The organism is Streptomyces sp. NPDC006339 (assembly GCF_040612775.1).
Lineage (GTDB): Bacteria > Actinomycetota > Actinomycetes > Streptomycetales > Streptomycetaceae > Streptomyces.
Genome location: NZ_JBEXQW010000062.1, coordinates 1 through 24987 on the forward strand (window position 1 = coordinate 1; position 24987 = coordinate 24987).

Annotated in this window: 21 protein-coding genes and 1 pseudogene; 8 read left to right on the forward strand and 14 right to left on the reverse strand. The window is 71.2% G+C overall.

Annotated features, from left to right (window positions below; translation table 11 throughout):
- Positions 1 to 96: 96 nt before the first annotated feature.
- A complete protein-coding gene (locus tag ABZ135_RS33955; RefSeq protein WP_356701412.1) occupies positions 97 to 498 on the reverse strand; it encodes a hypothetical protein in 402 nt (133 codons plus the stop codon).
- Between the two features lie 916 nt (positions 499 to 1414).
- On the opposite strand from ABZ135_RS33955, the gene ABZ135_RS33960 reads away from it, so the two are divergent.
- The 3 genes from ABZ135_RS33960 to ABZ135_RS33970 are packed head-to-tail and all read left to right on the forward strand — an operon-like array spanning position 1415 to position 3216.
- Entirely contained in the window at positions 1415 to 2056 is a 642-nt protein-coding gene (locus ABZ135_RS33960; RefSeq protein WP_356701413.1) for a squalene/phytoene synthase family protein, read from the forward strand.
- Positions 1990 to 2475, forward strand: a complete 486-nt coding sequence (gene uppS / locus ABZ135_RS33965; RefSeq protein WP_356701415.1) for a polyprenyl diphosphate synthase — start codon at positions 1990 to 1992, stop codon at positions 2473 to 2475. Before ABZ135_RS33960 ends, uppS begins: the two co-directional genes overlap by 67 nt.
- A 39-nt stretch (positions 2476 to 2514) precedes the next feature.
- The gene (locus ABZ135_RS33970) at positions 2515 to 3216 is read left to right on the forward strand and encodes a hypothetical protein (protein WP_356701417.1); all 702 of its coding nucleotides are present in this window, start codon (positions 2515 to 2517) and stop codon (positions 3214 to 3216) included.
- A gap of 224 nt (positions 3217 to 3440) precedes the next feature.
- Here the strand turns inward: ABZ135_RS33970 and ABZ135_RS33975 are convergent.
- A pseudogene (locus ABZ135_RS33975) lies at positions 3441 to 3817 on the reverse strand (Lrp/AsnC family transcriptional regulator); the annotation flags it as partial.
- Between the two features lie 253 nt (positions 3818 to 4070).
- On the opposite strand from ABZ135_RS33975, the gene ABZ135_RS33980 reads away from it, so the two are divergent.
- Positions 4071 to 4712 (forward strand): SMP-30/gluconolactonase/LRE family protein, encoded by a 642-nt coding sequence (locus tag ABZ135_RS33980; protein WP_356701419.1) that lies wholly within the window; start codon positions 4071 to 4073, stop codon positions 4710 to 4712.
- A gap of 179 nt (positions 4713 to 4891) precedes the next feature.
- Here ABZ135_RS33980 and ABZ135_RS33985 read toward each other — a convergent pair whose 3' ends face one another.
- The 6 genes from ABZ135_RS33985 to ABZ135_RS34010 form a co-directional block, all read right to left on the reverse strand.
- On the reverse strand, positions 4892 to 5185 hold the full coding sequence (locus ABZ135_RS33985) for a hypothetical protein (protein ID WP_356701421.1): 294 nt from the start codon (positions 5183 to 5185) through the stop codon (positions 4892 to 4894).
- 203 nt (positions 5186 to 5388) lie between these two features.
- Entirely contained in the window at positions 5389 to 5781 is a 393-nt protein-coding gene (locus ABZ135_RS33990; protein WP_356701423.1) for a hypothetical protein, read from the reverse strand.
- Positions 5782 to 5968: 187 nt separating this feature from the next.
- A complete protein-coding gene (locus ABZ135_RS33995; protein WP_356701425.1) occupies positions 5969 to 7435 on the reverse strand; it encodes a non-reducing end alpha-L-arabinofuranosidase family hydrolase in 1467 nt (488 codons plus the stop codon).
- Positions 7436 to 7512: 77 nt separating this feature from the next.
- The gene (locus ABZ135_RS34000) at positions 7513 to 8343 is read right to left on the reverse strand and encodes a carbohydrate ABC transporter permease (protein ID WP_356701427.1); all 831 of its coding nucleotides are present in this window, start codon (positions 8341 to 8343) and stop codon (positions 7513 to 7515) included.
- On the reverse strand, positions 8340 to 9278 hold the full coding sequence (locus ABZ135_RS34005) for a sugar ABC transporter permease (protein ID WP_356701472.1): 939 nt from the start codon (positions 9276 to 9278) through the stop codon (positions 8340 to 8342). Before ABZ135_RS34005 ends, ABZ135_RS34000 begins: the two co-directional genes overlap by 4 nt.
- 106 nt (positions 9279 to 9384) lie before the next feature.
- Positions 9385 to 10677, reverse strand: coding sequence for an extracellular solute-binding protein (locus ABZ135_RS34010; RefSeq protein ID WP_356701429.1), 1293 nt, complete (start codon positions 10675 to 10677; stop codon positions 9385 to 9387).
- Between the two features lie 234 nt (positions 10678 to 10911).
- Between ABZ135_RS34010 and ABZ135_RS34015 the strand changes: the two genes are divergently transcribed.
- The 4 genes from ABZ135_RS34015 to ABZ135_RS34030 all read left to right on the forward strand — a co-directional run bounded on the left by ABZ135_RS34015 (position 10912) and on the right by ABZ135_RS34030 (position 17240).
- A complete protein-coding gene (locus tag ABZ135_RS34015; RefSeq protein ID WP_356701431.1) occupies positions 10912 to 11925 on the forward strand; it encodes a LacI family DNA-binding transcriptional regulator in 1014 nt (337 codons plus the stop codon).
- A gap of 9 nt (positions 11926 to 11934) precedes the next feature.
- On the forward strand, positions 11935 to 14154 hold the full coding sequence (locus ABZ135_RS34020; protein ID WP_356701433.1) for a glycoside hydrolase family 3 N-terminal domain-containing protein: 2220 nt from the start codon (positions 11935 to 11937) through the stop codon (positions 14152 to 14154).
- Positions 14151 to 15629 carry a family 43 glycosylhydrolase gene (locus ABZ135_RS34025; RefSeq protein ID WP_356701435.1) on the forward strand — a complete coding sequence of 493 codons (1479 nt, stop codon included), beginning with the start codon at positions 14151 to 14153 and terminating at the stop codon, positions 15627 to 15629. Before ABZ135_RS34020 ends, ABZ135_RS34025 begins: the two co-directional genes overlap by 4 nt.
- Before the next feature lie 180 nt (positions 15630 to 15809).
- Positions 15810 to 17240: an endo-1,4-beta-xylanase gene (locus ABZ135_RS34030; protein WP_356701437.1), complete on the forward strand. Its 1431-nt coding sequence runs from the start codon at positions 15810 to 15812 to the stop codon at positions 17238 to 17240.
- A 256-nt stretch (positions 17241 to 17496) separates the two neighbouring features.
- Here ABZ135_RS34030 and ABZ135_RS34035 read toward each other — a convergent pair whose 3' ends face one another.
- From ABZ135_RS34035 to ABZ135_RS34060, 6 genes are all read right to left on the reverse strand, one after another.
- On the reverse strand, positions 17497 to 20337 hold the full coding sequence (locus ABZ135_RS34035) for a fumarate reductase/succinate dehydrogenase flavoprotein subunit (protein ID WP_356701439.1): 2841 nt from the start codon (positions 20335 to 20337) through the stop codon (positions 17497 to 17499).
- A 37-nt stretch (positions 20338 to 20374) separates the two neighbouring features.
- A complete protein-coding gene (locus tag ABZ135_RS34040; protein WP_356701441.1) occupies positions 20375 to 21166 on the reverse strand; it encodes an ABC transporter ATP-binding protein in 792 nt (263 codons plus the stop codon).
- On the reverse strand, positions 21163 to 22113 hold the full coding sequence (locus ABZ135_RS34045) for an ABC transporter permease subunit (protein ID WP_356701443.1): 951 nt from the start codon (positions 22111 to 22113) through the stop codon (positions 21163 to 21165). The genes ABZ135_RS34040 and ABZ135_RS34045 overlap by 4 nt, the downstream gene beginning before the upstream one ends.
- Complete coding sequence (locus ABZ135_RS34050) at positions 22110 to 23465, reverse strand: ABC transporter substrate-binding protein (RefSeq protein WP_356701445.1); 1356 nt, start codon at positions 23463 to 23465, stop codon at positions 22110 to 22112. The genes ABZ135_RS34045 and ABZ135_RS34050 overlap by 4 nt, the downstream gene beginning before the upstream one ends.
- Positions 23466 to 23479: 14 nt before the next feature.
- The gene (locus ABZ135_RS34055; RefSeq protein WP_125741086.1) at positions 23480 to 23707 is read right to left on the reverse strand and encodes a ferredoxin family protein; all 228 of its coding nucleotides are present in this window, start codon (positions 23705 to 23707) and stop codon (positions 23480 to 23482) included.
- Between the two features lie 88 nt (positions 23708 to 23795).
- Positions 23796 to 24563 (reverse strand): GntR family transcriptional regulator, encoded by a 768-nt coding sequence (locus ABZ135_RS34060; RefSeq protein WP_356701447.1) that lies wholly within the window; start codon positions 24561 to 24563, stop codon positions 23796 to 23798.
- Between the last annotated feature and the right edge of the window lie 424 nt (positions 24564 to 24987).

Here is a 24987-nt window from a genome sequence, read left to right on the forward strand (position 1 = left end):
GACACGACGGCGAGGAGGACGCCGAGCGGCCGGACGTCGGCGCCTTTGCCGCCGAGGCGCAGCGGTCCGGCGGGATCCGGTCGGCGACGGTCCGCGTCAGACGCAGCCGCTCCGTGTGCAGATGGCCCAGTTGCGCAGCGTGCCGTTCTCGTACAGGTCGACGTACACCGCCGTGGCGCCCCCGGCGACATCGGCGGAGAGGGTGAAACCGTGCCCGACGGTGTCATTGCAGGTACTGCGCACTTCTCGGTCCTTGATGACGTCGCCCGCGTAAGCGGTATAGACGACATCTCGGCACCCGGAGGCGGCCCGGAGCTGGCCGCCCACCTGGACCGAGCGGTTGTACCAGATAAGGTTGCCCTTGACGTAGGAGTTGCCGTACTGGACGTTGTACGCGGTCTCCGGGTAAGCAGTGGTTTGCGCGTGCGCGGTCGCCGTCACACCCCATGTCAATGCAGCCGCCAGGCCGGCGGCGGACAGCGCTTGCGAGACCCGCATCTTGGTTCCCCCTCAGAGCCAGTGACAGATTGCCTTTCCTCAGACAGGACAGCACAGCCGTTCGCCTCTTGCGGCACGAAAAACAGTCTGTTCACTCATTGTTCAGTCCTCCCGTGACTGCCCACAGGACCGGACCTTCGCCAGAGCCCGCGCACGGGCCTGCGCGGTGAGGGGGCTCCGGTGGCTCTGCCCCGGTGACCGCACCACCATGCGGGCGGGTGCGCACCGGGTGGACGCGCGGCCATCGCCCCTACCGATGCCGCGCCTTCCCCCACGGCCCCCACGGTGCAGTCCACTCCCGGACAGCGCACTCCACGCGGTGGCGTGGGGCCGGAGCATCGCCGGTGCGCGCCACCGCACCGGGGCGAGCATCGGCTGCGCTCAGAGGCCGGCTTCCCCGCCGCGGTGGGGTCCGGGTCGCTGTGGGCGGTGTCGCCTGCTCACCGAGCTCGCGCGCCGGGTGCGGCGTCTCGGTTTCGCCGCGGCGCGCGTAGCGGTTTCATCGTGGTATGGGCCCGGTGGGCCGACGTGGTGAACGCCCACCAAGGTTGCGCAGGCGTTCCTCCCTCAGGGCCCGCAGGGCCGTCAGGTCCAGCGCCTCGTGGCGGCCGGCTCCGGCGTCCTCAAGGGCACGACACTGTCCGGCAGCGCCACACCCACCAGTGACGTCAGCACCTGCACGGGCAGGGGACTGGGGACTGCACACTCTGCGCGCCGCCGGAAAGCTCAAGTTCCTTGGCACCGCGCGACGAAGGAAGCGCCCTCGCGGGGTGGACCACCTGCGTGTGCCTCATCCCTTCATCGGTCGCTTCGGACTCACGTCGTCGACCGGTCCCGCCTCCCTGAACCGGCATGACCCCGCTCGTGCCTCCCGGCGCCTGCCGTGCCCCTGGTGGCCGAGCCGTAAGGAGCCCTCGTGTTGTCCTCGGTCTACCGCAAGGCCGCCGTCCAAGACCCCCGGCTGATCCGAGCCTATGAAGCCTGTCGCCTGATCACCCGGCGCGCGGGCGGCGTGGAGTACGCCGTCTCGCATCTGATGCTGCCCGCACTCCGCCCGGCGATGTGGGCGTTGTACGCGTGCGGACGGGTCACCGACGACCTCGCCGACAGCGGCCCGGACGATCCGCGGGAGCGCGCGGACCGGCTCAAGCGGTGGGTGGCCGATCTGGAGGAAGATCTCCGTCGGGGAACCAGCGACGACCCGGTGCGGTGTGCCGTCGTCCACACCTTGCACCAGTGGAATCTCCCCGCCGCGGGCTGGCACCGGGTGCTGGCCGCTCACCACCAGGACATCGAGGGGCGTCGTTTCGCCACCTGGGACGAGTGGAGCGGCTACTCCCAGGCCGTCAACGCCCTGTACGTCATGCAGGGCGCCCTGGTGCTCAACGGGGCCGGCATGTCCGTCCCGGTCCGGCTCGGGCACATGGACCTGAACGGGTGGATGGGCACCTTGCGCAACCTGGTGGCCGTGCAGGGGCCGGCCGCCCCGCGATGGATGTACGGATCCGCTGGGCCGGGATCTCGGCCGGCGCCCCTCCCGAGCTCGCCGCGGCCCTGACCGCGCTGGAACGCGACACGTGTACGCGGACCGGACTGAACCTCACCGTGTGCCTCAACTACGGCGGCCGTGCCGAGCTTACCGAGGCCGCCGCGACGCTCGCCCTGGACGCGGTCGCCGGCCGCGTCGACCCCTCCCGCGTCTCCGAGCGTGCCTTCGCCCGCTACCTCCACCAGCCCGACCTGCCGGACGTGGACCTGCTGATCCGCACCGGTGGCGAACAGCGCACCTCCAACTTCTTCCCCTGGCAGGCCGCCTACGCCGAACTGCACTTCACCGACACCCTGTGGCCCGACTTCGACCGGCGCGACCTGTGGGCCGCTCTGGAGGACTACGCCGGCCGTAACCGCCGCCACGGCGCGGTCCCCCTCCAACGGCCCGAAGCCATTCTGGAGTCGCCACGGCCCGGGACGCCGTGACGTCGGCCGCCCCGTCATGACCGTTCGCCAGGATCGGTGTTGATCGTCGGCACGCTGCGCAGCACCTGCCTGCCTGGCGGCGAGGTCTTCGACGGCGGGGGGCGAGTCGGTGCTCCTGGTCTCATAGAGTGCTGGGCCCCGGTCCCGGGCACACCGCCTTCCCCCACACTTGAACTGACGGAAGGACACCACATGCTCCCGATGGACGAGATCCGGACGCTGCTGCTGAAGCACGACGACCCTCACCACCTGGAACGCCCCGCGGATTTCGACCTGGACACTTCGCGGGAATGTTTCACCCGGCTCGTGAGCGCCCTGCGGGAACGCTTCGGGCCGTCCTGCTCAGGGGGCCTGGCTCAGGACGCCAGTTTCTACGGTGTCGTCAACGTCCCCGCAGCCGCGACGGGCCTTGGCCGGCCCATCCGTGTCGAGATGAGCAACTTCGGCGGCTACTTCGTCACCGCTGAAGTAGTGGTCGAAGAGGGGGTACCCGGCGGCGAGGCGAGCCTGACCGAGGAGTTCACGACGTGGCTCGACGGCATCTGTACAGCGGCGGGGTGCACCTTCGTCCCGGCCGAGCTGCTCCGTGAGCCGTACGACGGACCGTCGGTGCTGGAGGCGCACCGAGACGAGGAACTGGTCGCGGCGCTCGTGGCCGCGGGCGAGGTGAACGAAGACGAGGACGATGAGGAAGGGGTGGGACAGGCGTACTGGCACGACCGGTACTTCGAGTACATGTGAGCCCTCTGCGACTGCGACTCCATCAGTCACCGGTGCTGCTGCCTGCGGCAAGGCAAGCTCCTCTACGAGCTACGGCTTCGGGACGCTTCTTGTCGTGCGCACCGCTGGACGCGACGCAGGTCGGCACAGTGAGGGCGGCGAGCGCCTGCGGCACTCCGTCCACCGGATCGAGGCCGAGCTCGACCGCCTCGTCTCCGTGGGCGCGGCGTTCACGGGCGAGGTGATCACGGCCGTTCCCCGGTCTCCAGAGAGAGGGGTCGCTCGAAGAAGGTCTCCAGGACCACCGTGACCTGCGTTCCGCTGACGCCGTCGATGGCATGGATCCGGCGCAGCACGTCCTGCAGTCGCTCGGTGGTCGCGGCCCTGCCTTCATCAGCACCGAGGCGCTGCCGGCGATGACGTGCGCCTCCAGGACCTCGGGGAGCGCGGCGAAGCCCTGCGCCGAATCCCCTATCCAGGACGTCGAGTCGATCATCACGTAGGCGAGGACGGCGCTGCCGACGGCGGCCGGGTCGACCTCCACGGTGGTACGCCGGTTGACGCCGCGCACGCGCAGCTTCCGCACCCGTTCGTGGGCGGCGCCGGCGGACAGGCCGACAGCCTGGACGACCGGTTCCGTACGGGGCGGTGCATGAACGGCGATGCCGCGCTGGAGGTCCTGTACACCGGGTGCCGTTGGGCCGAGGGGCCGGCCTACGTGCCCGCCTGGCGCCACGTGGTGTGGAGCGACATCCCCAGGACCGGATGCTGCAGTGGGACGAGGAGACCGGCTCCGTCGGAGTCTTCCACCGTTCCGCAGCGCGGAGGGGGACTGGGCGAGCAGTAGCCCTGCTGCCGACGAGGGCAACCGTCGCGTGACCCGGACCGAGCACGACGGCACCGTCACCGTGCTGGCCGACCGGTGGCAGGGCAAGCGGCTGAACAGTCCGAACGACGCGGCCGTGAAGTCCGACGGTTCGATCTGGTTCTCCGACCCGGACTTCGGCATCACCAGCGATGACGAGGGATACCGCGCCGAAAGCGAGATCGGCTCCGACAACGTCTTCCGGATCGACCCGGCCACGGGCGAGGTGCGCCTGATCGCGGACTGCTTCGGCGCGCCGAACGGGCTGGTCTTCTCGCCCGACGAACGCACCTCTTCGTCTCCGACACCCGAGCGGGGTTCATCCGGGTTTTCGACGTACGCGACGGGGGGACGCTGTCCGAGGGCAAGGTCTTCGCCGAGGCCGGGGCGCACGGGAAGGCCCGTTTCGACAACCTGCGCTTCGACGACAGCGGTCGGCTCTGGGTCGCCGCGATACGACGGCGTGCACTGCTACGACCCCGACGGCACCCTGATCGGACGCCTCCACGTCCCCGAGACGGTCGCCAACATCGCCTGGGGCGGCGCCAAGCGCAACCGTCTCTTCATCACCGCGGAGACCAGCCTGTACTCGGTGGTCATGGGCGTCACCGGCACACACCCGACCGGACCGGGCCGACAGCCTTGGCGGTAACCGGTGGCTCGGTGAACCCCGGCCGGTCCGTCACCATGCCGGCGCAGGGCGACGGCCGCGCCGTGGTCCCTCCGTACGAGATACGGGCAGATGTCGCCACCGGAGGCCCGTGCGCCACCTCGCGGCACGTCAGGTCGCGCGCGATCTTCGCCTGGGGACGAGTCTGTCGGTAAGGCCGGTCACCTCTGCCAGGGAAGCGCCTCGATCGATGAGATGTCACCCGCCGCCAGCAGTCCGAAGAGCCGCAGAATCTCCTCGCGACCGACATTGCGCATCTCACCCGGGGCCACCGCCTCCTCGTCCGGGTTCTCCCAGAGCAGCAGACCGCCACCGAAAACGCTGAGGCACCACCCGCTCTCATGGGTGAGCGAGACGTCAGGGTGCTCGTCATCGGCCTGCGCCAGGCCGTCGAGCACCCGCCTCATCGTCTCCGGGTCAGGCTCGTCGACCGTCCCGCCCATGACGTCGTACATGAAGTAGCTCATTGACCGATTACCTCATGCGGCGGTCGCTCGACGAGTTGCCGTTGAGGAGTACGGTCCACCCGCCTCGCGCCCCTGCCGCATGCCTCCGGGGCCCGTACGCTCCCCCGGACCTCCGCGCGTCGGGCGAGCACGGACTCCACGACGGCGACCTGAGCGAGGCGTGACCCTCACCGTCCCGGGACACGTGTGTCCTACCAGAGGGTGGCCGGTCCCGCGATGACCCAGCCGGCGGCGACGGGCTTGACCCAGAAGCTCAGGGCCACCTCGATGATCTGCGCGCGGTAGGTGATCTCGACATAGCAATGGGTGCCGGTGTCACCCCAGTGGAAATCCGCGAGATCGAGCTCGCCGAGCCAGGCCAGATCCCGCTCCCACTCATCGGCAACAGGGCTACTGCTCGCCCGGTCCCCCTCCGCGCTCGCTTCGACGGACCCGGCCCACAGCGACTTGAGCACATGACGGACCGGGCCGTGGTCGATGAGCTGTTCGGCCTGAGGGATCCTTCCGGCTCGGAGCAGACGGAAGTAGCGGCGAACGACAGCTTCCACGTCCGCCTGAGCAGGGTGTTCCGTCCAGATCCTCACCGCGAGATCATACGAGTCGGGTGAGCACGGGCGGGACGCGAACCGCCCGGCCAGAGCGACGGAGGGTCGCCGCCAGAGGGCTCCGGTCCGCCTGCTGAGGGGGACCGTCGGGCACGCCCGTGCGGGCTCGGCCTTCCGCCGAGCCCGCACGCCGGCTCCGCGTCGGAGCCGGACCCGCGTCCCGCCGTCAGCGCCGCAGGGTCAGCAGACCCGGCCGGTAGGGCAGGAGGCCGTAGTCGACGCCGTCGGAGTGGGGGCTGCGTCCTTGGTAGAGGAGCTGCAGGTTGCAGGGATCGACGGTCATGGTCTGGTCGGGGCCGGTGCGGATCAGTTCGCCGTGGCTGATGTCGTCGGTCCAGGTGGCGCCGCTGTTGGCCTTGCCGGCGAAGGGGTTGGTCTCGGTCGCGGCCTGGGGTGTCCACGAGCCGTTCAGACCGGTGGCCGTGAACGAGCGGAAGTAGCGGCCCTGCGAGCCGATCGCCTCGACGATCATGAGGTAGCGATTCTGGCCCTTGAGCTTGTACACCTGCGGGGCTTCGAACAGGTTGTTCGTCGTGTCGCTCATGACCACCGTGGAGCTCGTGCCGAAACTGCCGGGGAAGTTCCCGATCGGCATGCTCGCCCGGTAGATCTTGCCGTTGTCACCGGCGAAGAACAGGTACATGTTCGCGCCGTCGGCGATGAGCGTCTGGTCGATGGGGCCCGTCGAGGAGCCGGTGATCGTTCCGTTGAAGAGCTCCTTCGGCGCCGACCAGCCGTTCGGGTCGGTGGGGTCGCTCGATGTCCGGTAGGAGAAGGCGGTTCCACCCCACTGGTACGCGAGCACCCAGATGTTCTTCGGAGCGAAGTAGAAGAGCGTGGGGGCGACCGCGGAGTTCGGCATCGCGTTCTGGCCGGCCGAGGCCATCTCCGACCAGTCGGTGAACGGGGTGAAGTTCATCGAACCCCAGCTCTTCCCGGTGTCGTGCGTCGTCGCGTACACGAGCTGCTTGCCGTTGTACGGGACGACGGTGAAGTCCTTGAGCGAGACCCACCCCGGCCTGGGCTGCGCCAGCACGCCCGTCGAGGTCCAGCGGTACGTCGACGGAAGGTCGCAGGCGCCGGGGCCGCCGGTGCCGACCGGGACGAGCTGCCACTGCTGGTTGCCGCCGCCCCAGTCGTCGTACTGGACGATGTTCGCGCCGTCGGTGGTGGAGCCGCCCTGCACTTCGAGGGCCTTGCCGCTGTGGCGGGCGATCAGCCTCACGTAGCCGCCGGGGCTGTCGATCAGCCGCCACTGCTGGTGGGTGGCGTTCAGGTCGGTCCACTGGACGATCGGGCCGCCGTTGGCGGTGGACCCGCTCTGGACGTCCAGCACCTTGCCGGAGTGCCGGGACTTGATGCGGTAGTAGCCGCCGCCGGCGTCCACGAACTGCCACAACTGCTGGTTCTGGTCGTTCCTGGTCCATTGGGTGATGCGGGCGCCGTCGGTGGTGGCCAGGTTGTGGACGTCCAGGGCCTTGCCACTGTTGCGGTTGACCAGCACATAGGAGGCGTGGGGGTCCACGGTCGCCGCGGCGGCGGGCGGGGCACTGACGAGAGCGGCCCCGAGCAGTAAGGACGACAGGACCGCGAGGACGAGACTCAGGACCAGAGGTGGAGGGCGAAACCGCATCGGAGGAACTCCTTGGGAGGTGGGAGATGGGAGTCGGGGACGGGGACGGGAGAGGGGTGGAGGTCACGCGGAACGGGTCAGCCCTTGGTGGCGCCCGCGGTGAGGCCGCCGATCAACTGCCGCTCGGCGACTGCGTAGAAGGCGAGGGCGGGGACCATGGCGAGCACGATGTACGCGAGGACGAGCGCGTAGTCGGTCGAGTACTGGCCCTGGAACTGCTGGACGCCGACCGGGATCGTCTGCCATTTCGGGTCGTTGAACACCAGCAGCGGCAGGAAGAAGTTGTTCCAGCTCGCGACGATCGCGAGCACCGAGACCGTGCCGAGCGCCGGGCGCGCCATCGGCAGCAGGATCGTCCAGAAGAAGCGGAATCTGCCGCAGCCGTCCATGACGGCCGCCTCTTCGACCTCCGCCGGGATGGTCCGGAAGAAGCCGCGCAGAATGATGATCGTCATGGGGAGCCCGAAGGCGGCCTGCGGGAGGATCACTCCGAGGGGGTTGTCGAGCAGGCCGAAGGTGCGCAGCAGCAGGAACAGCGGCAGGACGGCCACCGCGAACGGGAACATCAGCCCGATGGTGAACAGCGTGTAGAACAGCTCCCTGCCCCGGAAGGCGTAACGGGCCAGTACGTACGCCGCCATGGCGGAGGCGGCCACCGTGCAGAAGGCCGTGCCGATCGCGATGCCCGCGCTGTTGGCGATCTGCCGCCAGAACATTCCCTCGCCGAGAATGCCGGTGTAGTTGGCGGTCTTCCAGTGCTCCGGGAGTCCGAACGGATTGGTCGTCAGCTCGCCGGTGCTCTTGAACCCGGAGATCACCGCGTAGATCAGCGGTACGACGACGAACGCGCCGATCAGCCAGACCACGGCGTGCAGCGACAGGCCGCGTGCCGCCTTGCGGGCGTTCATCGGGCACCTCCCGTGGTGACGGCCCCGCTCAGGTCACGGCGGAGCACGTAACGCTGGTAGAAGAGGGAGAAGACCAGGCTGATCATGAACAGCACCACGCTGATCGCACTGGCGTAGCCGACCTGGTAGCGCTTGAACCCGAACTGGAACATCGAGATCGCCATCGTCTCGGAGGAGTGGTTGGGCCCGCCCGCGGTCATGACCCAGACGAGGTCGAAGAGCTGGATGGCCCCGATGATCGAGAGGAAGACGCTGATCCGGATCGTCGGGCCGAGCAGCGGCAGCGTCACGTATCGGAAGCGCTGCCAGGCGCCGGCGCCGTCGATGGAGGCGGCGTCGAGGACCTCGCGCGGGATGCTCTGCAGCCCGGCGAGGAAAAGCATCATGTGGAAGCCGAAGTACTTCCAGGTCATGACCACGAACAGGGTCGGCATGACCGTCGACGGGTCGGCGAGCCACTTGCCCTGGAGGCCCTCCAGGCCGAGGGCGGCGGCGAGATGGTCGGCCATGCCGGCGCCGGGGAGGAAGATCATGGTGAAGAGGACCGCCGTGACCACCTCGGACAGGATGTACGGCGCGAAGAACAGCATCCGGTAGACGGCCCGGCCGCGCAGCTTCTGGTTGAGCAGGACCGCGGTGAACAGCGCGAACGGCAACTGCACCGTGACCGACAGGACGATCAGGTACAGCCCGCGCCCCATGTCGCCGAGGAAGACCTGATCGGCGAACAGCCTGGCGTAGTTCTCGAAGCCGACGAAGTCGCCCAGGGGGCCGACGCCGCCCCACTTGAAGAAGCTGGTGTGGACGGCGACGGCGATCGGGGCGAGGACGAAGACGAGGAAGAGGACCAGCGCCGGGACGAGGAACCAGGCGACCGACATCCAGCTTCCGAGCCCGCGCAGGAGCGACCGGGCCGGGGCGGGCGAGCGCCGCACCGGTACGGCGTGCTCGGTCCGTTGCTTGGTCGGGTCCTGGGTCGGGTCCTCGGTCGGGTCCTCGGTCGGATCCTGGGCCGGGTCCTGGGTCGGGGTGGCCACGGAGCTAGGCACCCTTCGCAGCCTCGGTGATCGACCGAGTGACCTGCTCGGGCGTCTTCTTGCCGGCGATGAGGTCGGCGACGCTGTCGTTGACCTCCTGGCCGACCGCCGGCGGGTATGCCTGGTCGAGGAAGAGCTGGAAGCCCGTCGCCTTGACCAGGCTGTCGGCCACCACCTTCTTGGTGGCGTCGGTGAGCCGGCGCTCCGCGCCCTTGACCACCGGCAGGTAGCCGCCCGAGGCCAGCAGCTTGGACTGGTTGTCCAGGACGAAGAACCTCAGGAAGTCCAGCGCCTCCTTGGGGGCGCCCTTGCGCAGCGCGAAACCGTTACCGCCGCCGAACACTTCGGTGGCCCGCCCGGCTCCGCCGTCGACCGTCGGGAAGGGGAAGAAGCCGAGGTCCGCTCCGAGGCCGGCGCCCGCGTCCTGCTGCACCGACGGTGCCCACTGCCCCATCAGCTCCATGGCGGCCTTGCCGTTGCCCATCGTCGCGGCCTGGCCGCCGGGACTGCCGTAACCGGCGCCGAGGAAGGCCGTCTGGAACGGCTGGAGGTCGACCAGCTCCTTGAGGTGGGTACCGGCCCGGACGAAGCCGGGGCCGGTGAAGTCCCCCGTGGTCGCGGCCCGTTGCAGCGCGGGGAGGCCGGCGACGCGCATGGCGAGGTAGGCCCAGTAGTAGTGGCCCGGCCATTTCTCCTTGCCCGCGAGGGCGATCGGAGTGACGCCCGCCGCCTTGAGCTTCCGGACGACGTCGAGGAATTCGGCCCAGGTGACCGGCGGCGCCGTGATCCCGGCCTCGGCGAAGAGCTTCTTGTTGTACCAGAAGCCGACCATGCCGATGTCGTAGGGAACCGCGTAGGTCCGGCCCTCGACCTGATACGCCTGCAGCGACACCGGGGTGAGCTCGGACGACCAGCCCAGCGCGTCGGTGAGGTCCTCGACGAGACCCGCGTCGACCTGCTGCCGCAGCACGCCGCCGCCCCAGGTCTGGAAGACGTCGGGGAGCTTGCCGGACGCGGTGGTGGCGGTCAGCTTGGACTTGAACGCCTCGTTCTCCAACGAGGTCGTCTCGATCGTGATGTCCGGGTGAGCGGCCATGTACGCCGAGGCGATCCGCGGGAAGAGGGACTTGCCCGGTTCCGTGGTGGCGATGTTCCACCACGCGAAGGTCACCTTGCCGTCGGCCGCCGGCTCGCCGTCGGAGTCGTCAGCGCCGCAGGCCGCGGCCAGCGGGGCGGACAGTGCGGTCAGGGCCGAGAGCGCCAGGAAGCGTCGGCGGCTCGGGAGGGTGCTGGCCATGGGACCTCCGGGGTGGGGGATGCCGGTTCGTTCTCGAAAACATTTCGCAACTCTCTCGATCTCTGCGCTGCCACAACGTAGGAACGCGGGGCTTCTCGGTCAAGACTTCTCACCGAACTGCCCAACAAGCGCAGCCCTATTGGGGCTTGACAAGCCGATCAGGACGACCGGAAACTCTTCGAAAAGTTTGCGGTACCTGTCACCGGCCCCAGGCGTCCGGGCAGAGGAGAGAAGTTGAGCGAGCAGCGTGCGACCCTGGCCGTCATCGCCGCGGAGGCAGGGGTCTCCCAGGCCACCGTGTCCAAGGTGATCAACGGCCGCTCCGATGTCGCACCCGCGACACGCGAACGGATCGAGACCCTGCTGCGATCCCACAACTACCTGCCCCCCGGCCGGCAGGGCAGGGCCCGCAGGTCGGGCCTGGTCGACTTGATCATCGGCGGCCTGGACAGCGCGTGGGCGGTGGAGATCCTGCGCGGCGTCGAGGCCGAGTGCGCCCAGCGGAGCGTCGGCACCGTCGTGTCGCTCGTCCCGCCGGGCGAGGCCACGCCGTCGAGCTGGGCCGCGCTGCCCGTCCTGCACCACAGCGACGGCGTCATCCTCGTCACCGCCTCGGTCACCCAGGCCCAGCGCGACCAGGTCGAACGGGCCGGGGTGGCGCTCGTCGTCATCGACCCGATCGACCTCCCCGGCAACGGTGTTCCGAGCATCGGCGCGACCAACTGGGCGGGCGGCCTCGCCGCCACCGAGCACCTGCTGGAGCTCGGGCACCGCCGGATCGCCGTGATCGGCGGCCGCAAGGAGATGCTCTGCAGCCAGGCCCGCATCGACGGGTACCGGGCCGCGCTGGAGCGGGCCGGGATCGAATTCGACCGCGATCTGATCCGGTTCGGCGACTTCCAGCACGAGGGCGGGTTCCGGCGCGCCCAGGAACTGCTCGCCCTCCCCGAGCCGCCGACCGCCATCTTCGCCAGCAGCGACCAGCAGGCGATGGGCGTCTACGAAGCCGCTCGGCAGGTCGGCTTGCGCATCCCGCAGGACCTCAGCGTGGTCGGCTTCGACGACCTGCCGATGGGCGAATGGCTGTCACCTCCCCTGACGACGGTCCGCCAGCCGCTGGAGGAGATGGGCCGGCTCGCCGCCCGCACCCTGTTCCAGCTTCTGGAGGACCAACCCCTGGTCAGTCCCCGGATGGAGCTCTCGACCGAGCTCAAGGTCCGGCACTCCACCGCCCCGCCCCGTCCCTAGGAGAACCCCTTGACCGAGCCCTGGCGTGACCCCCTCCTCCCCGCGTCCACGAGAGTCGCCGATCTGCTGAAACGGATGACGGTGGAGGAGAAGGCGGGGCAGCTCACCGGCTTCTGGGCCCTCCCCACCGATCCGGGAGCACCTGTCGCGCCGATGGAGGACGATTCCGGCGAGTCCGCGCCCGGCTTCGACGACATCGTCGCCCACGGGCTCGGCCAGCTCACCCGGGTGTACGGCACCGCGCCGATCACCGTGGAAGCCGGGATGGAGCGGCTCGCCTCGCTCCAGCGTCAGGTGACCGCATCCGGCCGGTTCGGCATCCCGGCGGTCGCTCACGAGGAGTGCCTGACCGGGTTCATGACCCTCGGGGCGACGGTCTTCCCCGGGCCGCTCGCCTGGGGCGCGTCCTTCGATCCCGGACTGGTGCGGCGGATGGCCGCCGCCATCGGCGCGGGGATGCGGCGGGTCGGCGTCCACCAGGGGCTGGCTCCGGTCCTCGACGTGGTCCGCGACTACCGGTGGGGCAGGACCGAGGAGTGCATCGCCGAGGATCCCTATCTCGTCGGAGCGATCGGCACCGCCTATGTGCAGGGGCTGGAAGGCGCCGGGATCGTGGCCACGCTCAAGCACTTCGCCGGGTACTCGGCCTCGCGCGGCGGCCGGAACATGGCCCCCGTCTCCTCGGGGCCGCGCGAGTTCGCCGACGTGCTGGTCGAGCCTTTCGTACGGGCACTGCGGGAGGGAGGCGCCCGGTCGGTGATGAACAGTTACACCGACGTGGACGGCGTCCCGGTGGCCGCCGACGAACGGCTGCTGACCGACCTGCTCAGAGGTGAACTCGGGTTCGGCGGTGTGGTGGTCGCCGACTACTACGCCGTCTCCTTCCTGGAGACGCGGCACGGCGTCGCCGGATCGCGCGGCGCGGCCGGCGCGCTGGCGCTCACCGCCGGGATCGACGTCGAGCTGCCCACGGCCCGCTGCTACGGGGAGCCGCTGACCGAACTCGTGCGGTCGGAAGCCCTGGCCGAGGAGCTCGTCGACCGCGCCGCGGAACGGGTCCTGCTGCAGAAGGCCGAACTCGGCCTGCTCGACCCCGACTGGGAACCCGTCACGCCCGAACCCGTCCACCTGGACCCGCCGGAGAACCGGGCCCTGGCCAGGCTCCTGGCCGAACGGTCCACCGTGCTGCTCGCCAACGACGGCACCCTGCCGCTGCGGCCGTGCCGGGTCGCGGTCGGCGGGCCGTACGCCGACGACCCGCAGTCCTTCCTCGGCTGCTACTCCTTCCCCAATCATGTCGCGCTGCCCGGCGACCTCGGGCTCGAGATACCGACGCTCGGCGAGGCGCTCACCGCCGCCGGGTTCACGGTCACCGCGGACGATCCGGACGTGAACGTGCTGGTGCTCGGGGACCGGGCCGGCATGTTCGGCCGGGGCACCTCCGGAGAGGGCTGCGACGCCGAGACCCTCGACCTGCCCGGTGACCAGGCCGCGCTCGCCGCCGCCGTCCTGGACTCCGGGGTGCCGACCGTCCTGGTCCTCGTCTCGGGACGGCCCTATGCGCTCGGTACGCTGGCCGAACGGGCGTCGGCGGTGGTGCAGACCTTCTTCCCCGGCGAGGAGGGCGGGACGGCACTCGCCCGGATCATCAGCGGGGCCGCGGAACCGTCCGGACGGCTGCCCGTCTCCGTCCCCCGCCACACCGGCGGCCAGCCCGGCACCTACCTGCACCCCACGCTCGGCGGGCACACGGACTGGAGCTCGGTGGACCCGACCCCGCTGTTCCCCTTCGGACACGGGCTGAGCTGGACCAGCTTCGGCTACGAGGAGCTCTCGGTGGACCCCGTCGCGGCGACGGACGGGACCGTCACCGTCTCGGCCACCGTCCGCAACGTCGGCGAGGTGGCCGGGACCGAGGTGGTCCAGCTCTACCTCTCGGACCCTGTGGCGTCCGTCGTCCGGCCGCAGCGGTGGCTCGCCGGCTTCGGGCGGGTCGAGTTGGAGCCGGGGGCGGCCGCCCGGATCACCTTCTCCGTCCATGCCGACCGGACCTCCTTCACCGGGATCGACCTGCGCAGAAGAGTGGAGCCCGGGGAGATCCGCGTGGCCGTCGGACGGTCCAGCGGCGACCTTCCGCTCCAGGGGTCCTTCACCCTGCACGGCCCCGTACGTCACCCGGGGACCGACCGGGTGCTGTCCGTGCCGGTCGCGATCGTCCCCGTGCCATGACGGCCCGCAATTCCGCGTCGTTCGGCGATCCCGTGCTGCCGGGCTTCCGGCCCGACCCGTCCGTCTGCCGGGTGGGAGCGGACTACTACCTGGTGACGTCCAGCTTCGAATGGTTCCCGGGCCTTCCCGTGTTCCACAGCCGCGATCTGGTGAACTGGCGGCGCCTCGGCTCCGCGCTCGACCGGCCGTCCCAGCTCGACCTCGACGGGTGCGCGCCCTCACGGGGCCTGTTCGCACCGACGATCCGCCACCATGACGGGGTCTTCCATCTCGTCTGCACGCTGATGGACGGCCCCGGCCACTTCGTCGTCACGGCGACCGACCCGGCGGGCCCGTGGTCGGAACCGCACTGGCTGGAGGGCGAGGGCTTCGACCCGTCGCTGTTCTTCGACGACGGGACGGACGGCGGCGACGGGGCGGTCGGCGGCGACGGGAGGGCCTGGTTCACCGCCGCCCGCGTGCTGGACGAGGCCGCCGGCCACACCGAGATCTGGATGCGCGAATACCTTCCCCGCGAACGACGGCTCACGGGACCCGAGCACGTCCTGTGGTCGGGGAGCCACCCCGGCGCCCGATGGGCGGAAGCCCCGCACCTGTACAAGATCGACGGCAGCTATCTCCTCCTCACCGCGGAGGGCGGCACCGATGTGGACCACAGCGTCGTGGCCGCCCGCGCCGACCGCGTGACCGGCCCCTACGAGGGCGCCCCCGGCAACCCGGTGCTCCCACCCGCCACGGGCCGGGTGACCTGCACCGGTCACGCCGACCTCGTCCAGACCCCGTACGGCGACTGGCGGGCCGTCCTCCTGGGCGTCCGCCCGGGTTCGGCCCTCGGCCGCGAGACCTTCCTCAGCCGGGTCACCTGGGACGACGGCTGGCCGGTCTTCTCCCCCGTCGTCCACACCGGCCCTCGCCGGCCCCTCCACGAGGACTTCGCCACCCTCTCCGCCGACTGGAGCACCCTGCGCACTCCCCGCGCGCCGTTCTGGACCACCGGCGACGGGCTCCGTCTCCGGCTCCGCCCCGAACGCCTCGGCGAACGCACCGTCCCCTCCCTGCTGGTCCGCCCCCAGGAACAGCCCGACTGCGACGTCTCCACCGAGCTGCGCTTCACCCCCGCCGCACCGGGTGAAGAGGCCGGCCTCGCCGTGGTCCTCGACGACGACGCCCACCTCCTCTTCCTCCGCACCACGGAAGGGCTCACCCTCCGCCGCGGGCCCGAGGTGCTGGCCGGCGTTCCCGTCCCGCCGGGCCCCGTGCGCCTGGGCGTGCGCGTCCGCGGTTTCAGCCACACCTTCGCCCACGCGACACCCGGCGGCGCCTGGCAGGACCTCACGACCGTCGAAGCCACCTTCCTCACCCCGCTGTTCACCAGCGTCCAGCTCGGCCTCTACGCCACCTCCAACGGCCGCCCGTCGGCCCATCAAGCCCATTTCACGAGTTTCGACATCACGTACCCGAGCCGACGGGAATGACCATCGAATTCCTTGAAAGGACTGGATTCTCGAAACCCTTTCGAAAGTCTTGACATGCTTCCGTCAGATTTCCAGACTGAAACCCGAACGTCCTTCGTCAATGGACGCGTGCGCCGCTTCCGCGGATTTCTTTCCGCCGCGCTCACATCCTTCCGTGATTTCTGACCCGGAGGCTCAGTCATGCGCTTAAACGCAATTCCCCCCACCACCCTCCGCCGGAAAATCGGCGGTCTCTGTACGGCCCTCATCGTCGGCGTCCTCGGTTCGACCGCCGTGCTGGTGGCGCCGCCGGCCTCACACGCCGCCGAAAGCACGCTCGGCCGCGCGGCGGCACAGAGCGGCCGCTACTTCGGCACCGCCATCTCCTCGGGCAGGCTGGGCGACTCGGCGTACACGACGATCGCGAACCGCGAGTTCAACTCGGTCACGGCCGAGAACGAGATGAAGATCGACGCCACCGAGCCCCAGCAGGGCCGGTTCGACTTCACCGCCGGTGACCGCGTCTACAACTGGGCCGTACAGAACGGCAAGCAGGTGCGCGGTCACACCCTGGCCTGGCACTCCCAGCAGCCCGGCTGGATGCAGAACCTCAGCGGCAGCGCCCTGCGCCAGGCGATGACGAACCACATCACCGGCGTGATGACCCACTACAAGGGCAAGATCGCCCAGTGGGACGTCGTGAACGAGGCGTTCGCCGACGGCAGCTCGGGAGCCCGGCGCGACTCCAACCTGCAACGCACCGGCATGGACTGGATCGAGGTCGCCTTCCGCACCGCGCGCGCCGCCGACCCCGCCGCCAAGCTCTGCTACAACGACTACAACGTGGAGAACTGGACCTGGGCAAAGACCCAGGCCATGTACGCCATGGTCCGCGACTTCAAGCAGCGCGGCGTGCCGATCGACTGCGTCGGCTTCCAGGCGCACTTCAACAGCGGCAGCCCCTACCACAGCAACTTCCGCACCACCCTGCAGAACTTCGCCGCCCTCGGCGTCGACGTGGCCGTCACCGAACTCGACATCGAGGGCGCCTCGCCCACGACGTACGCCAACGTGACCAACGACTGCCTGGCCGTCCCGCGCTGCCTCGGCATCACCGTCTGGGGTGTGCGCGACACCGACTCCTGGCGACCGGAGCAGACGCCGCTGCTGTTCAACGGAGACGGCAGCAAGAAGCCCGCCTACACCTCCGTCCTCAACGCACTCAACGGCAGCTCCACCACGCCCCCTTCGGGTTCCGGACAGATCAAGGGCGTCGGGTCGGGCCGCTGCCTGGACGTGCCGGGCGCCGGCACCGCCGACGGCACCCAGCTCCAACTGTGGGACTGCCACAACGGCACCAACCAGCAGTGGACGTACACCGCCGCCGGCGAACTCAGGGTCTACGGCAACAAGTGCCTGGACGCCGCCGGCACCGGAAACGGCACCAAGGTCCAGATCTATAGCTGCTGGGGCGGCGACAACCAGAAGTGGCGCCTCGACTCCGACGGATCCATCGTCGGCGTCCAGTCCGGCCTCTGCCTCGCCACCGCCGCCAACGGCACGGCCAACGGCACCCTGATCCAGCTCTCCTCCTGCTCGGGCGGCAGCAACCAGCGTTGGACCCGCACCTGACCCACCGCGGCGCGACGGTGGAGCGATGGCGGTGACGGTGGACACCCATGCCCGGTACGTCCCGGTCGATCGCCACTGAGGCAAGGCGGTGGAGGCGCGGAAGCCTCCACCGCCGATGGCGCCGCCGCCGTCCATGACACCGGGGCGGCGCCGACCGACCATGCCCGCCGGGCTCGGTGAAGTCCCCGGCCCCGGCGGGTACGGATCGGCTCCCGCCGCCGACACGGTCGACCCGCCGGGCGGGGTCGGCCGGCCGTCACGCGTCCCGGCGGGAGGCGTAGGCGCGGATGTCGGCGTCCGGGTCGGTGGCGGCCGCGGCGAGGGCGGTGCGGGCCGCGGGGGTGGCGCGGTGGGAGAGGAGGGAGAGGACGGCGGCTTTGCGGACGTCCGCGTTGGGGTCGGCCAGGGCCCCGGCGAGGGCCGCGACGGCCGGTGCGGGCGGGGCCGCGCGGAGGGCGGTCGCGGCGCCCGCACGGACCTGCCAGGCCGGGTCGTCGAGGGCGGCCGCGGCCAGCGCGGCGTACCGGGGCGGGCAGCCGGTGGCGGCCAGCGCGGACAGAGCGGCGCCCCGGACGAGCGGGTCCCGGTCGTCCAGCAGCGGGTCGAGCGGGTCGGGGGCCGGGGCGTGCACGGCCGCGAGGCCCCGGGCGACCGCCACGCGCACCTCGCGGGCCGGGTCGGCGGCGGCCACCGCCAGCTCCGCGACCGCGTCCACCGAGACCAGGGCCCGTACGGCGGTGATCCGCACCTCGATCTCCGTGTCGTCGAGCGCGGCGGCGTACACCCCGGCATCGCCCAGCCGCAGGGCGCGCAGCACGTCGAGCGCGGCCGCCCGGACGGTTCGGTCGGCGACCTCCAGCGCCTCGCGCAGCCCGGCCCCCAGCCCGGCCTCGGCGGGCAGGACTTCGACGAGTTCGCGCAGCGCGGCCGCGGCGGCGCCCCGGACCTGCGGTGCGGTGTCCCGCAAACGCTCGGCGAGCGCGGGCCCGGCACCGGCCGGCACCGTCTCCCCGAGCGCGGCCACGGCGGCCGCCCGTACCGCCGGGTCCGTGTCGGCGAGATAGGGGCGCAGCGCCTCCAGGTCGGGGGACTCCTCGGCCAGGGAGAGCAGGCGGAGGAGCGCGGGGCTGGGCGCTGACGCCTCGGGGGCCTCGTGGACCTCGTGGACCTCGGGGACCTCGTGGACCTCGTGGACCTCGTGACCCTCGGGGGCCTCGGGTGCGGCCGGAGCCGTCGGCCTCGGCGCCCCGACCCCGGCCTCGGCCGCCTGGGGCGCGGTCGGCCGGGCGCTCGGCGCGGCGTCCCGCGGGCCACCCGTGGCCACCGGAACCAGCGTGACCTCGCCCAGCCGCCGCTCCGGGCCCGCCGCGGGCGCGTACTCCGGCACGGGGACCACGTACGGCTCCACGGGCCGCGCGGTGAACTCCATCGCCCCCGACGCGGACTTGCGCAGGTCGAGGTGGTGCAGCCAGCCCTCGTCGTCCCGCCCCGGGTGGTCGAGCCGCTCGTGGTAAAGCCCCCACCGCGACTCGGTGCGGGCCAGCGAGGCCCGGGCGGCCATCTCCGCGCAGTCCCGGATGAAGGTGACCTCCGCGCACCGCATCAGCTCGTGCGGGGTGCGCGCCCCCATCCCGGCGATCTCCTCCGACATCCGGATGAACGCCTCCACCGCCAGCGACAGCTTCGCCCCGCTCTTCGGCGGCGCCACGTAGTCGTTGACGAACCGCCGCAGCTTGTACTCCACCTGCGGCTGCGGAGGCCCGTCGGGGTTGCGCAGCGGCCGGTAGACGAGCTCGTGCGCCGCCGCCAACTGGTCGTGGGGCAATTCCCCCTCGTAGGCCCGGTACCGCGCCGCGTCCTCGCCGGCCAAATCCCCGAAGACGAACGCCCCGATCATGTAGTTGTGCGGTACGCAGGCCAGGTCACCGGCCGCGTACAGCCGGGGCACGGTGGTGCGGGCGTGCGCGTCCACCCGTACCCCGGAGGCGGAGTGCCCGCCGCACAGCCCGATCTCCGAGATGTGCATCTCGATGTCGTGGGTGCGGTAGTCGTGGCCCCGGCCCTGGTGGAAGGTGCCGCGCGTGGGCCGCTCCGTCGTGTGCAGGATCGATTCGACGGCGGTGATGGTCTCCTCGGGCAGATGGCTGAGCTTGAGGTAGACCGGGCCCCGGTCGGAGGCGAGTTCGGCCGCGAACTCGGACATCATCTGCCCCGACCAGTAGTCCGACTCCACGAACCGCTCGCCGTGCCGGTTCACCTGGTACCCGCCGAAGGGATTGGCGACGTACGCGCAGGCGGGACCGTTGTAGTCCTTGATCAGCGGGTTGATCTGGAAGCACTCGATGCCGGTGAGCGCGGCCCCCGCGTGGTACGCCATGGCGTAGCCGTCGCCCGCGTTCGTGGGGTTCTCGTACGTCCCGTACAGATAACCGGAGGCGGGCAGCCCCAGCCGGCCGCACGCCCCGGTCGCGAGGATCACCGCCCCCGCGCGCACCGTGACGAACGCGCCGGTGCGGGTGTGGAATCCGGCGGCACCGATGGCCCGGCCGTCGTCCGGGTGGGTGAGCACCCGGACCGGCATAACACGGTTCTCGATACGGATGCGCTCCCGCATCTCGCGCCGCCGCATCTGCCGGTAGAGCACCTTCTTGACGTCCTTGCCCTCCGGCATCGGCAGGACGTACGAGCCGGACCGGTGCACCTGGCGGACCGCGTACTCCCCGTGCTCGTCCTTCTCGAACTTCACCCCGTACGACTCCAGGCGCTTGACCATCGCGAAGCCGCGCGTCGCGGTCTGCCGGACGGTGGACTGGTCGACGATGCCGTCGTTGGCGCGGGTGATCTCGGCGACGTAGTCGTCGGGCTCCGCCCGGCCCGGGATGATGGCGTTGTTGACCCCGTCCATGCCCATGGCGAGTGCGCCGGAGTGCCTGACGTGTGCCTTCTCCAGCAGCAGCACGTCGGCGCCGAGCCCGGCCGCGGTCAGCGCGGCCATGGTGCCGGCGGTGCCGCCGCCGATGACGAGGACGTCGCAGGTCAGTTCGGTGGCCTCGGCGAGATCGGGGATGGCCAGGGGGGTGTCCACCAGGGTGTCCACGTCAGGTGCCTTTCGGGTGGCTGCAGAAGGGTGACTGTCAGAGGGATGCGAGGACGCTGCGGCGCACACCGGCGGTCTCGGGGGCGTGCTGCGCGTCGCGGCGGCGCGGGTGCGGGACGTCAAGGACCCGGCCGGAGCCGAGCAGCAGGACGCGGTCGCCCAGGTGGAGGGCCTCGTCGACGTCATGGGTGACGAAGACGACGGTCGCGCCGGTGCCCCGCAGGATGTCGACCAGCAGGTCCTGCATCCCGGCGCGGGTGTGCGCGTCGAGCGCGCCGAAGGGTTCGTCCATCAGGACGGCGCGGGGCCGTCCGGCCAGGGCGCGGGCCAGTTGCACCCGCTGGCGTTGACCGCCGGAGAGCTGGTACGGCAGCTTGTGGGCGTGCTCGGCCAGACCGACCCGCTCCAGCCAGTCGGCCGCCGTCCGCCGCCGCTCGTCCCGGGGGACCCGGCGGATCGCCAGCGGCAGTTCCACGTTCGCGCGGACGGTACGCCACGGCAGCAGGGCGTCGTGCTGGAAGACCAGCGCCCGGTCGGCGCCGGGCCGGACGACCGGCTCGCCGTCCTGCGTGACCCGCCCGCCCAGCGGCGGGAGCAGCCCGGCGAGGGTGCGCAGCAGCGTGGACTTGCCGCAGCCGGACGGCCCGACGACGGCCAGCAGTTCGCCCGGCGCGATCCGCAGGGTGACGGTGCCGGGCACGGCGGCGCCGTCCGGGTGGCCGAGCCGCACGTCGTGCAGGGCGAGTTCGGCGCCGGCCGGGACGCTCCCGGTGGAGGGGGTGGCGGCGGTGGAGGGGGTGGCGGCGGTGGAGGGGGTGGCGGTGCTCATGAGACCGGCTCCTTCCGGTCGGCGGCGTCGTTCGCCGCCGGGTGCGGTGCGGTGGGATCGGCGCTGGTGTCCGCGCCGGGGACCGAGGGGGCGCGGCCGGGTCCGCGCGGCGCCCGGCGCGAGGCGGCACCGGCCCGCCCCGGAGCGGGTCGGGCGTGCGAGGCGGCGCCGGCCTGCCCCGAGGCGGGCCGGGGCAGCCAGGAGGTCGCGCGGCGGCCCAGCAGTTCGACGGCGGTCGAGGTGAGCCAGCCGAGGGCGCCGATGGTGGCCATGCCGACGAACACCCCGGGGTAGTCGACGATGGTGTAGTCCTGCCAGGTGCGGTAGCCCACCCCGTACTCGCCGGAGATCATCTCGGCGGAGATCACACAGATCCACGAGACGCCGATGCCCACCGACAGGCCGCCGAAGACGCCCGGCAGGGCACCCGGCAGCACCACCGAGAACAGCACCCGCAGCCGGCCGGCGCCCATGGTGAGCACGGCCTCCTCCCAGACCGGCGTGAGCGCCCGGACCGCGTGCCGGGTGGACACCACGACGGGGAAGAAGGCGGCGGTGAAGGTGATGAAGACGATGCCCTGTTCATTGGTGGGCAGCAGCAGGATGGCGACGGGCACCAGCGCGATGGCCGGCACCGGCCGCACCACCTCCACCAGCGGCCCCAGCAGGTCGGCGGCCCACCGGGACCGGGCGATGGCGGTGCCCGCCGCCACGCCCAGGACCGCGGCCAGCGCGAAGCCGACCAGGATCCGGCGCAGGCTGTGGCCGAGGTCCTGCCAGTAGGGAACGGTGCCGACCCGGTCGGCGAAGGCGGACGCCACCTCGCCGACCGTGGGGAACAGCTCGAACCGCAGCCACAGGCTGGCGTCCAGGGAGGTCAGCACCTGCCACAGCCCGAGGGCGGCGGCCAGCGAGGCGGCGCGCACCAGCCAGCGGCCGGCCCTCATGACGCCAGCTCCAGGGCGTCCGCGTAACCGATGACGCGGGCCCCGGGGCGCGTGCCGGTGTACTTCTCGGCGTTCGCCCGGGTGACGAACGCGCGCAGCCGAGCGCCGTCCGCGACCCACACCGACTTGTCGGCGAACCAGCGGGTGCCGGTCAGCGCGTCGGGGACGTACGCGGCCCGCACGTCCGCGCCCTTGACGGCCCTCAGCAGCTCCTCGGGGCTGTCGAAGGTACGGGTGCCGGCCGCGCCCTTCAGCCACAGCTCGGGCTTCGCGGCGGCGCTCACCGGATACGCGGGGGACGTGACGGCCCGCCTCAGCGGCGCCGGGTCGACGAAGCCGTCCACGTCGACGTCGTGCACCAGACCGGCGGCCTTCAGTACCGGCACGTCCTCCTTCAACGCGGCGATCAGCTCCGGGCGCAGCTCGGGGTCGAAGGTCGCGATGCCGTTGGCGCCGTTGTACAGGTAGACCACCTCTGCCGGCAGCCCGGTCGCCTGCGCCACCGACTCGGCGGCGGCGACCGGGTGGGCGCGCAGATGGTCGGTGGCCCGCCGCTGCGCCCGGAGGAAGTCGTCGAGGATTCCGGCCCGTTCCTTGGCGAACTTCTCCCGGACGGTGACGCCGTGGAAGGTCGGCAGGTTCAGTTCCGCCCCGTCGTACAGGGCGGTGGCCTTGCCCTCGAACGCCAACTGCCCGGGCCAGGCGACGAACTGGGAGAGCGCGTCGACGCTGCCCGCCGCCAGTGCCGAAGCGCCCACGCTGGGCTGCTGGTTGAGCTTCCGGATGTCCTTGCCCGGGTCGACGCCGGCCCGCTGGAGGGCCCTCACCAGGGTGCCGTCGGCGGCCGAACCGACGCTCGTGGACACCTTCTTGCCGCGCAGGTCGGCCAGTGACCGCAGGGGGGAGCCGGGGCGGGTGACCACGGTGTTCAGGCCGCCGCGGAGGTTGTAGCCGGTGACCGCGACCAGCCGCGTCGGCTGCTTGAGCTCTTCGCCGCGGGCCGCGTTGATCAGCAGTGGGAAGTCGCCCATCGAACCGATGTCGATCTTCCCGGCCGTCATCCGGGCGGTGATGGGGGCACCGGTGGCGTAGTCCTGCCACTCGACCCGGTAGGTGACGCCGTCCTTCTTCCCCCGGGCCGCGAGCTCTTCCTCGAAGTAGCCGAGGGACCGCAGCAGGGTGCCGGCGGTGACGGTGTTGATGGTCTTGGACTGGTATCCGACGGTCACCGTGACCGTCGACGGGTCGCCGTCGTCCCCGGCGCCTGCCACGCCCCCGCAGGCGGTGGTGGTCAGGGAGAGCAGGAGTGCGGCCGGGAGCAGCGGAAGGAGCGGGATTCTCCTGGAGGTCATGGGGATCGGGCCTTTCACCGGAGCAGGTAGGGCATGTTGACGGTCACCGCGCCGGTGGGGCAGCGCGCCGCGCACGGGCCGCAGTACCAGCACTCGTCGACGTGCATGTACGCCTTGCCGTTGTCCTCGCGGATCGCGAGCGAGTCGAGCGGGCACATGTCGACGCAGAGCGTGCAGCCGTCGATGCACTTGGACTCGTCGATGGTCACGGGTACGTCCGCGCGCTGCGGCACAAGAGGCATGGCTGTCTCCAAGGCCCGGGGAAAGGGCGGGGGAACGGGTTACGGGGGGAGGGTTTCGGGGCCGGCCGGGACCCCGGGGTGGGGAGGGTCAGGGAGAGCGGCGCAGCACGCCGCTCATGGTGATGCGGTCGCCGCGGAACCGGATGAACTCCAGGTCCACCGGCCGTCCGTCGGGCAGATGGGTCAGCCGCTCCAGCATCAGTACGGCCGCCCCGCGCGGGGCCTGGAGCACCGCCGCGGAGTGCGCGTCGGCGTTCACGGCCTCCAGGGTGATCTCGGCGTGTCCCAGCGGACCGCCGGTCAACGACTCCAGGAGCCGGAAGACATCCGTGTTCTCCAGGTCACAGCCGAGCAGTTCACCGCCCACGTCCATGGGCAGGTAGGACAGGTCCAGGGACAGCGGCAGTCCGTTCAGGCGGCGCAGCCGCTCGATACACAGCACCTCGGTGTGGTCGGGCAGGCCCAGCCGGTGGGCCACCGGGCCCGGAGCCGCGACCGGCCCGACGGTGCGGACCTCGTTGGTGACCCGGCCGTGCTCGTACAGGGTCTCGGCCAGCCCCTGGAGCCGGTCCAGACCGTGCGGGTACTTCTCGCACACCACCACGGTGCCGACGCCGGGCTGCCGGTCGACGATCCGCTCACCGCGCAGCAGATCCAGGGCCTGCCGCACGGTGTTGCGGCTGACCCGGTAATCGGCGGCGATGACGTCCTCGAGCGGCAGGACCCCACCGGGGAAACCGCCCGCCAGGACCTGGTGGCGAAGCACGTCGGCGAGCTCCCTGGCCCGGTCCGCGCGCAGCCGCCGCCGCCGCGCGGCGGCGACCGGACGGGCTGCGGGGGTGGGTTCGGCTGGCATGACAGTGAACGTAGCGGCCGAGCGCCTCCGATGGTGTTGCCGCAGTATTGCGCCACCTGACATCCCGTACACACCGCTCTGACCTGCGCTTTCGACGACCGGAGCAGCAAGATCCGCCACCTGGCCGCCCACAACGTGGACCAAGACCGGCTCACCATGCGGTCAGGGGGGTGTTCCTGCCCGCCGCCTCGGGCGGACGCGGTCAGGGATCCGCCTTGAGCGCCCCCTGACCGCGTACGGCCACAGCGTCGTGGACGAGCGTCGGCGTTTCGGCCAATCCGGGCTCGGCCGCGGGCGCTTGCGTGGCAAGGGTCGGTGCATCGCGCACCTTCGGAGAACCGCTCAACCCCGGCGTGCGCAACCCGTCCGAAAGAGCACGTGTTCGAAATCGGGGTGGCGTCGTTGAACAGGCCGACGCCACAGC

Bases quoted from the DNA above. Each gene is read 5' to 3' on its own strand.
- ABZ135_RS34030 (WP_356701437.1), top strand. From the start codon at position 15,810: ATGCGCTTAAACGCAATTCCCCCCACCACCCTCCGCCGGAAAATCGGC.
- uppS (WP_356701415.1), top strand. From the start codon at position 1,990: ATGGATGTACGGATCCGCTGGGCCGGGATCTCGGCCGGCGCCCCTCCC.
- ABZ135_RS33985 (WP_356701421.1), bottom strand. From the start codon at position 5,185: ATGTACGACGTCATGGGCGGGACGGTCGACGAGCCTGACCCGGAGACG.
- ABZ135_RS34050 (WP_356701445.1), bottom strand. From the start codon at position 23,465: ATGACCTCCAGGAGAATCCCGCTCCTTCCGCTGCTCCCGGCCGCACTC.
- ABZ135_RS34055 (WP_125741086.1), bottom strand. From the start codon at position 23,707: ATGCCTCTTGTGCCGCAGCGCGCGGACGTACCCGTGACCATCGACGAG.
- ABZ135_RS34040 (WP_356701441.1), bottom strand. From the start codon at position 21,166: ATGAGCACCGCCACCCCCTCCACCGCCGCCACCCCCTCCACCGCCGCC.
- ABZ135_RS33955 (WP_356701412.1), bottom strand. From the start codon at position 498: ATGCGGGTCTCGCAAGCGCTGTCCGCCGCCGGCCTGGCGGCTGCATTG.
- ABZ135_RS34010 (WP_356701429.1), bottom strand. From the start codon at position 10,677: ATGGCCAGCACCCTCCCGAGCCGCCGACGCTTCCTGGCGCTCTCGGCC.
- ABZ135_RS34025 (WP_356701435.1), top strand. From the start codon at position 14,151: ATGACGGCCCGCAATTCCGCGTCGTTCGGCGATCCCGTGCTGCCGGGC.
- ABZ135_RS33995 (WP_356701425.1), bottom strand. From the start codon at position 7,435: ATGCGGTTTCGCCCTCCACCTCTGGTCCTGAGTCTCGTCCTCGCGGTC.
- ABZ135_RS34060 (WP_356701447.1), bottom strand. From the start codon at position 24,563: ATGCCAGCCGAACCCACCCCCGCAGCCCGTCCGGTCGCCGCCGCGCGG.
- ABZ135_RS34000 (WP_356701427.1), bottom strand. From the start codon at position 8,343: ATGAACGCCCGCAAGGCGGCACGCGGCCTGTCGCTGCACGCCGTGGTC.
- ABZ135_RS34045 (WP_356701443.1), bottom strand. From the start codon at position 22,113: ATGAGGGCCGGCCGCTGGCTGGTGCGCGCCGCCTCGCTGGCCGCCGCC.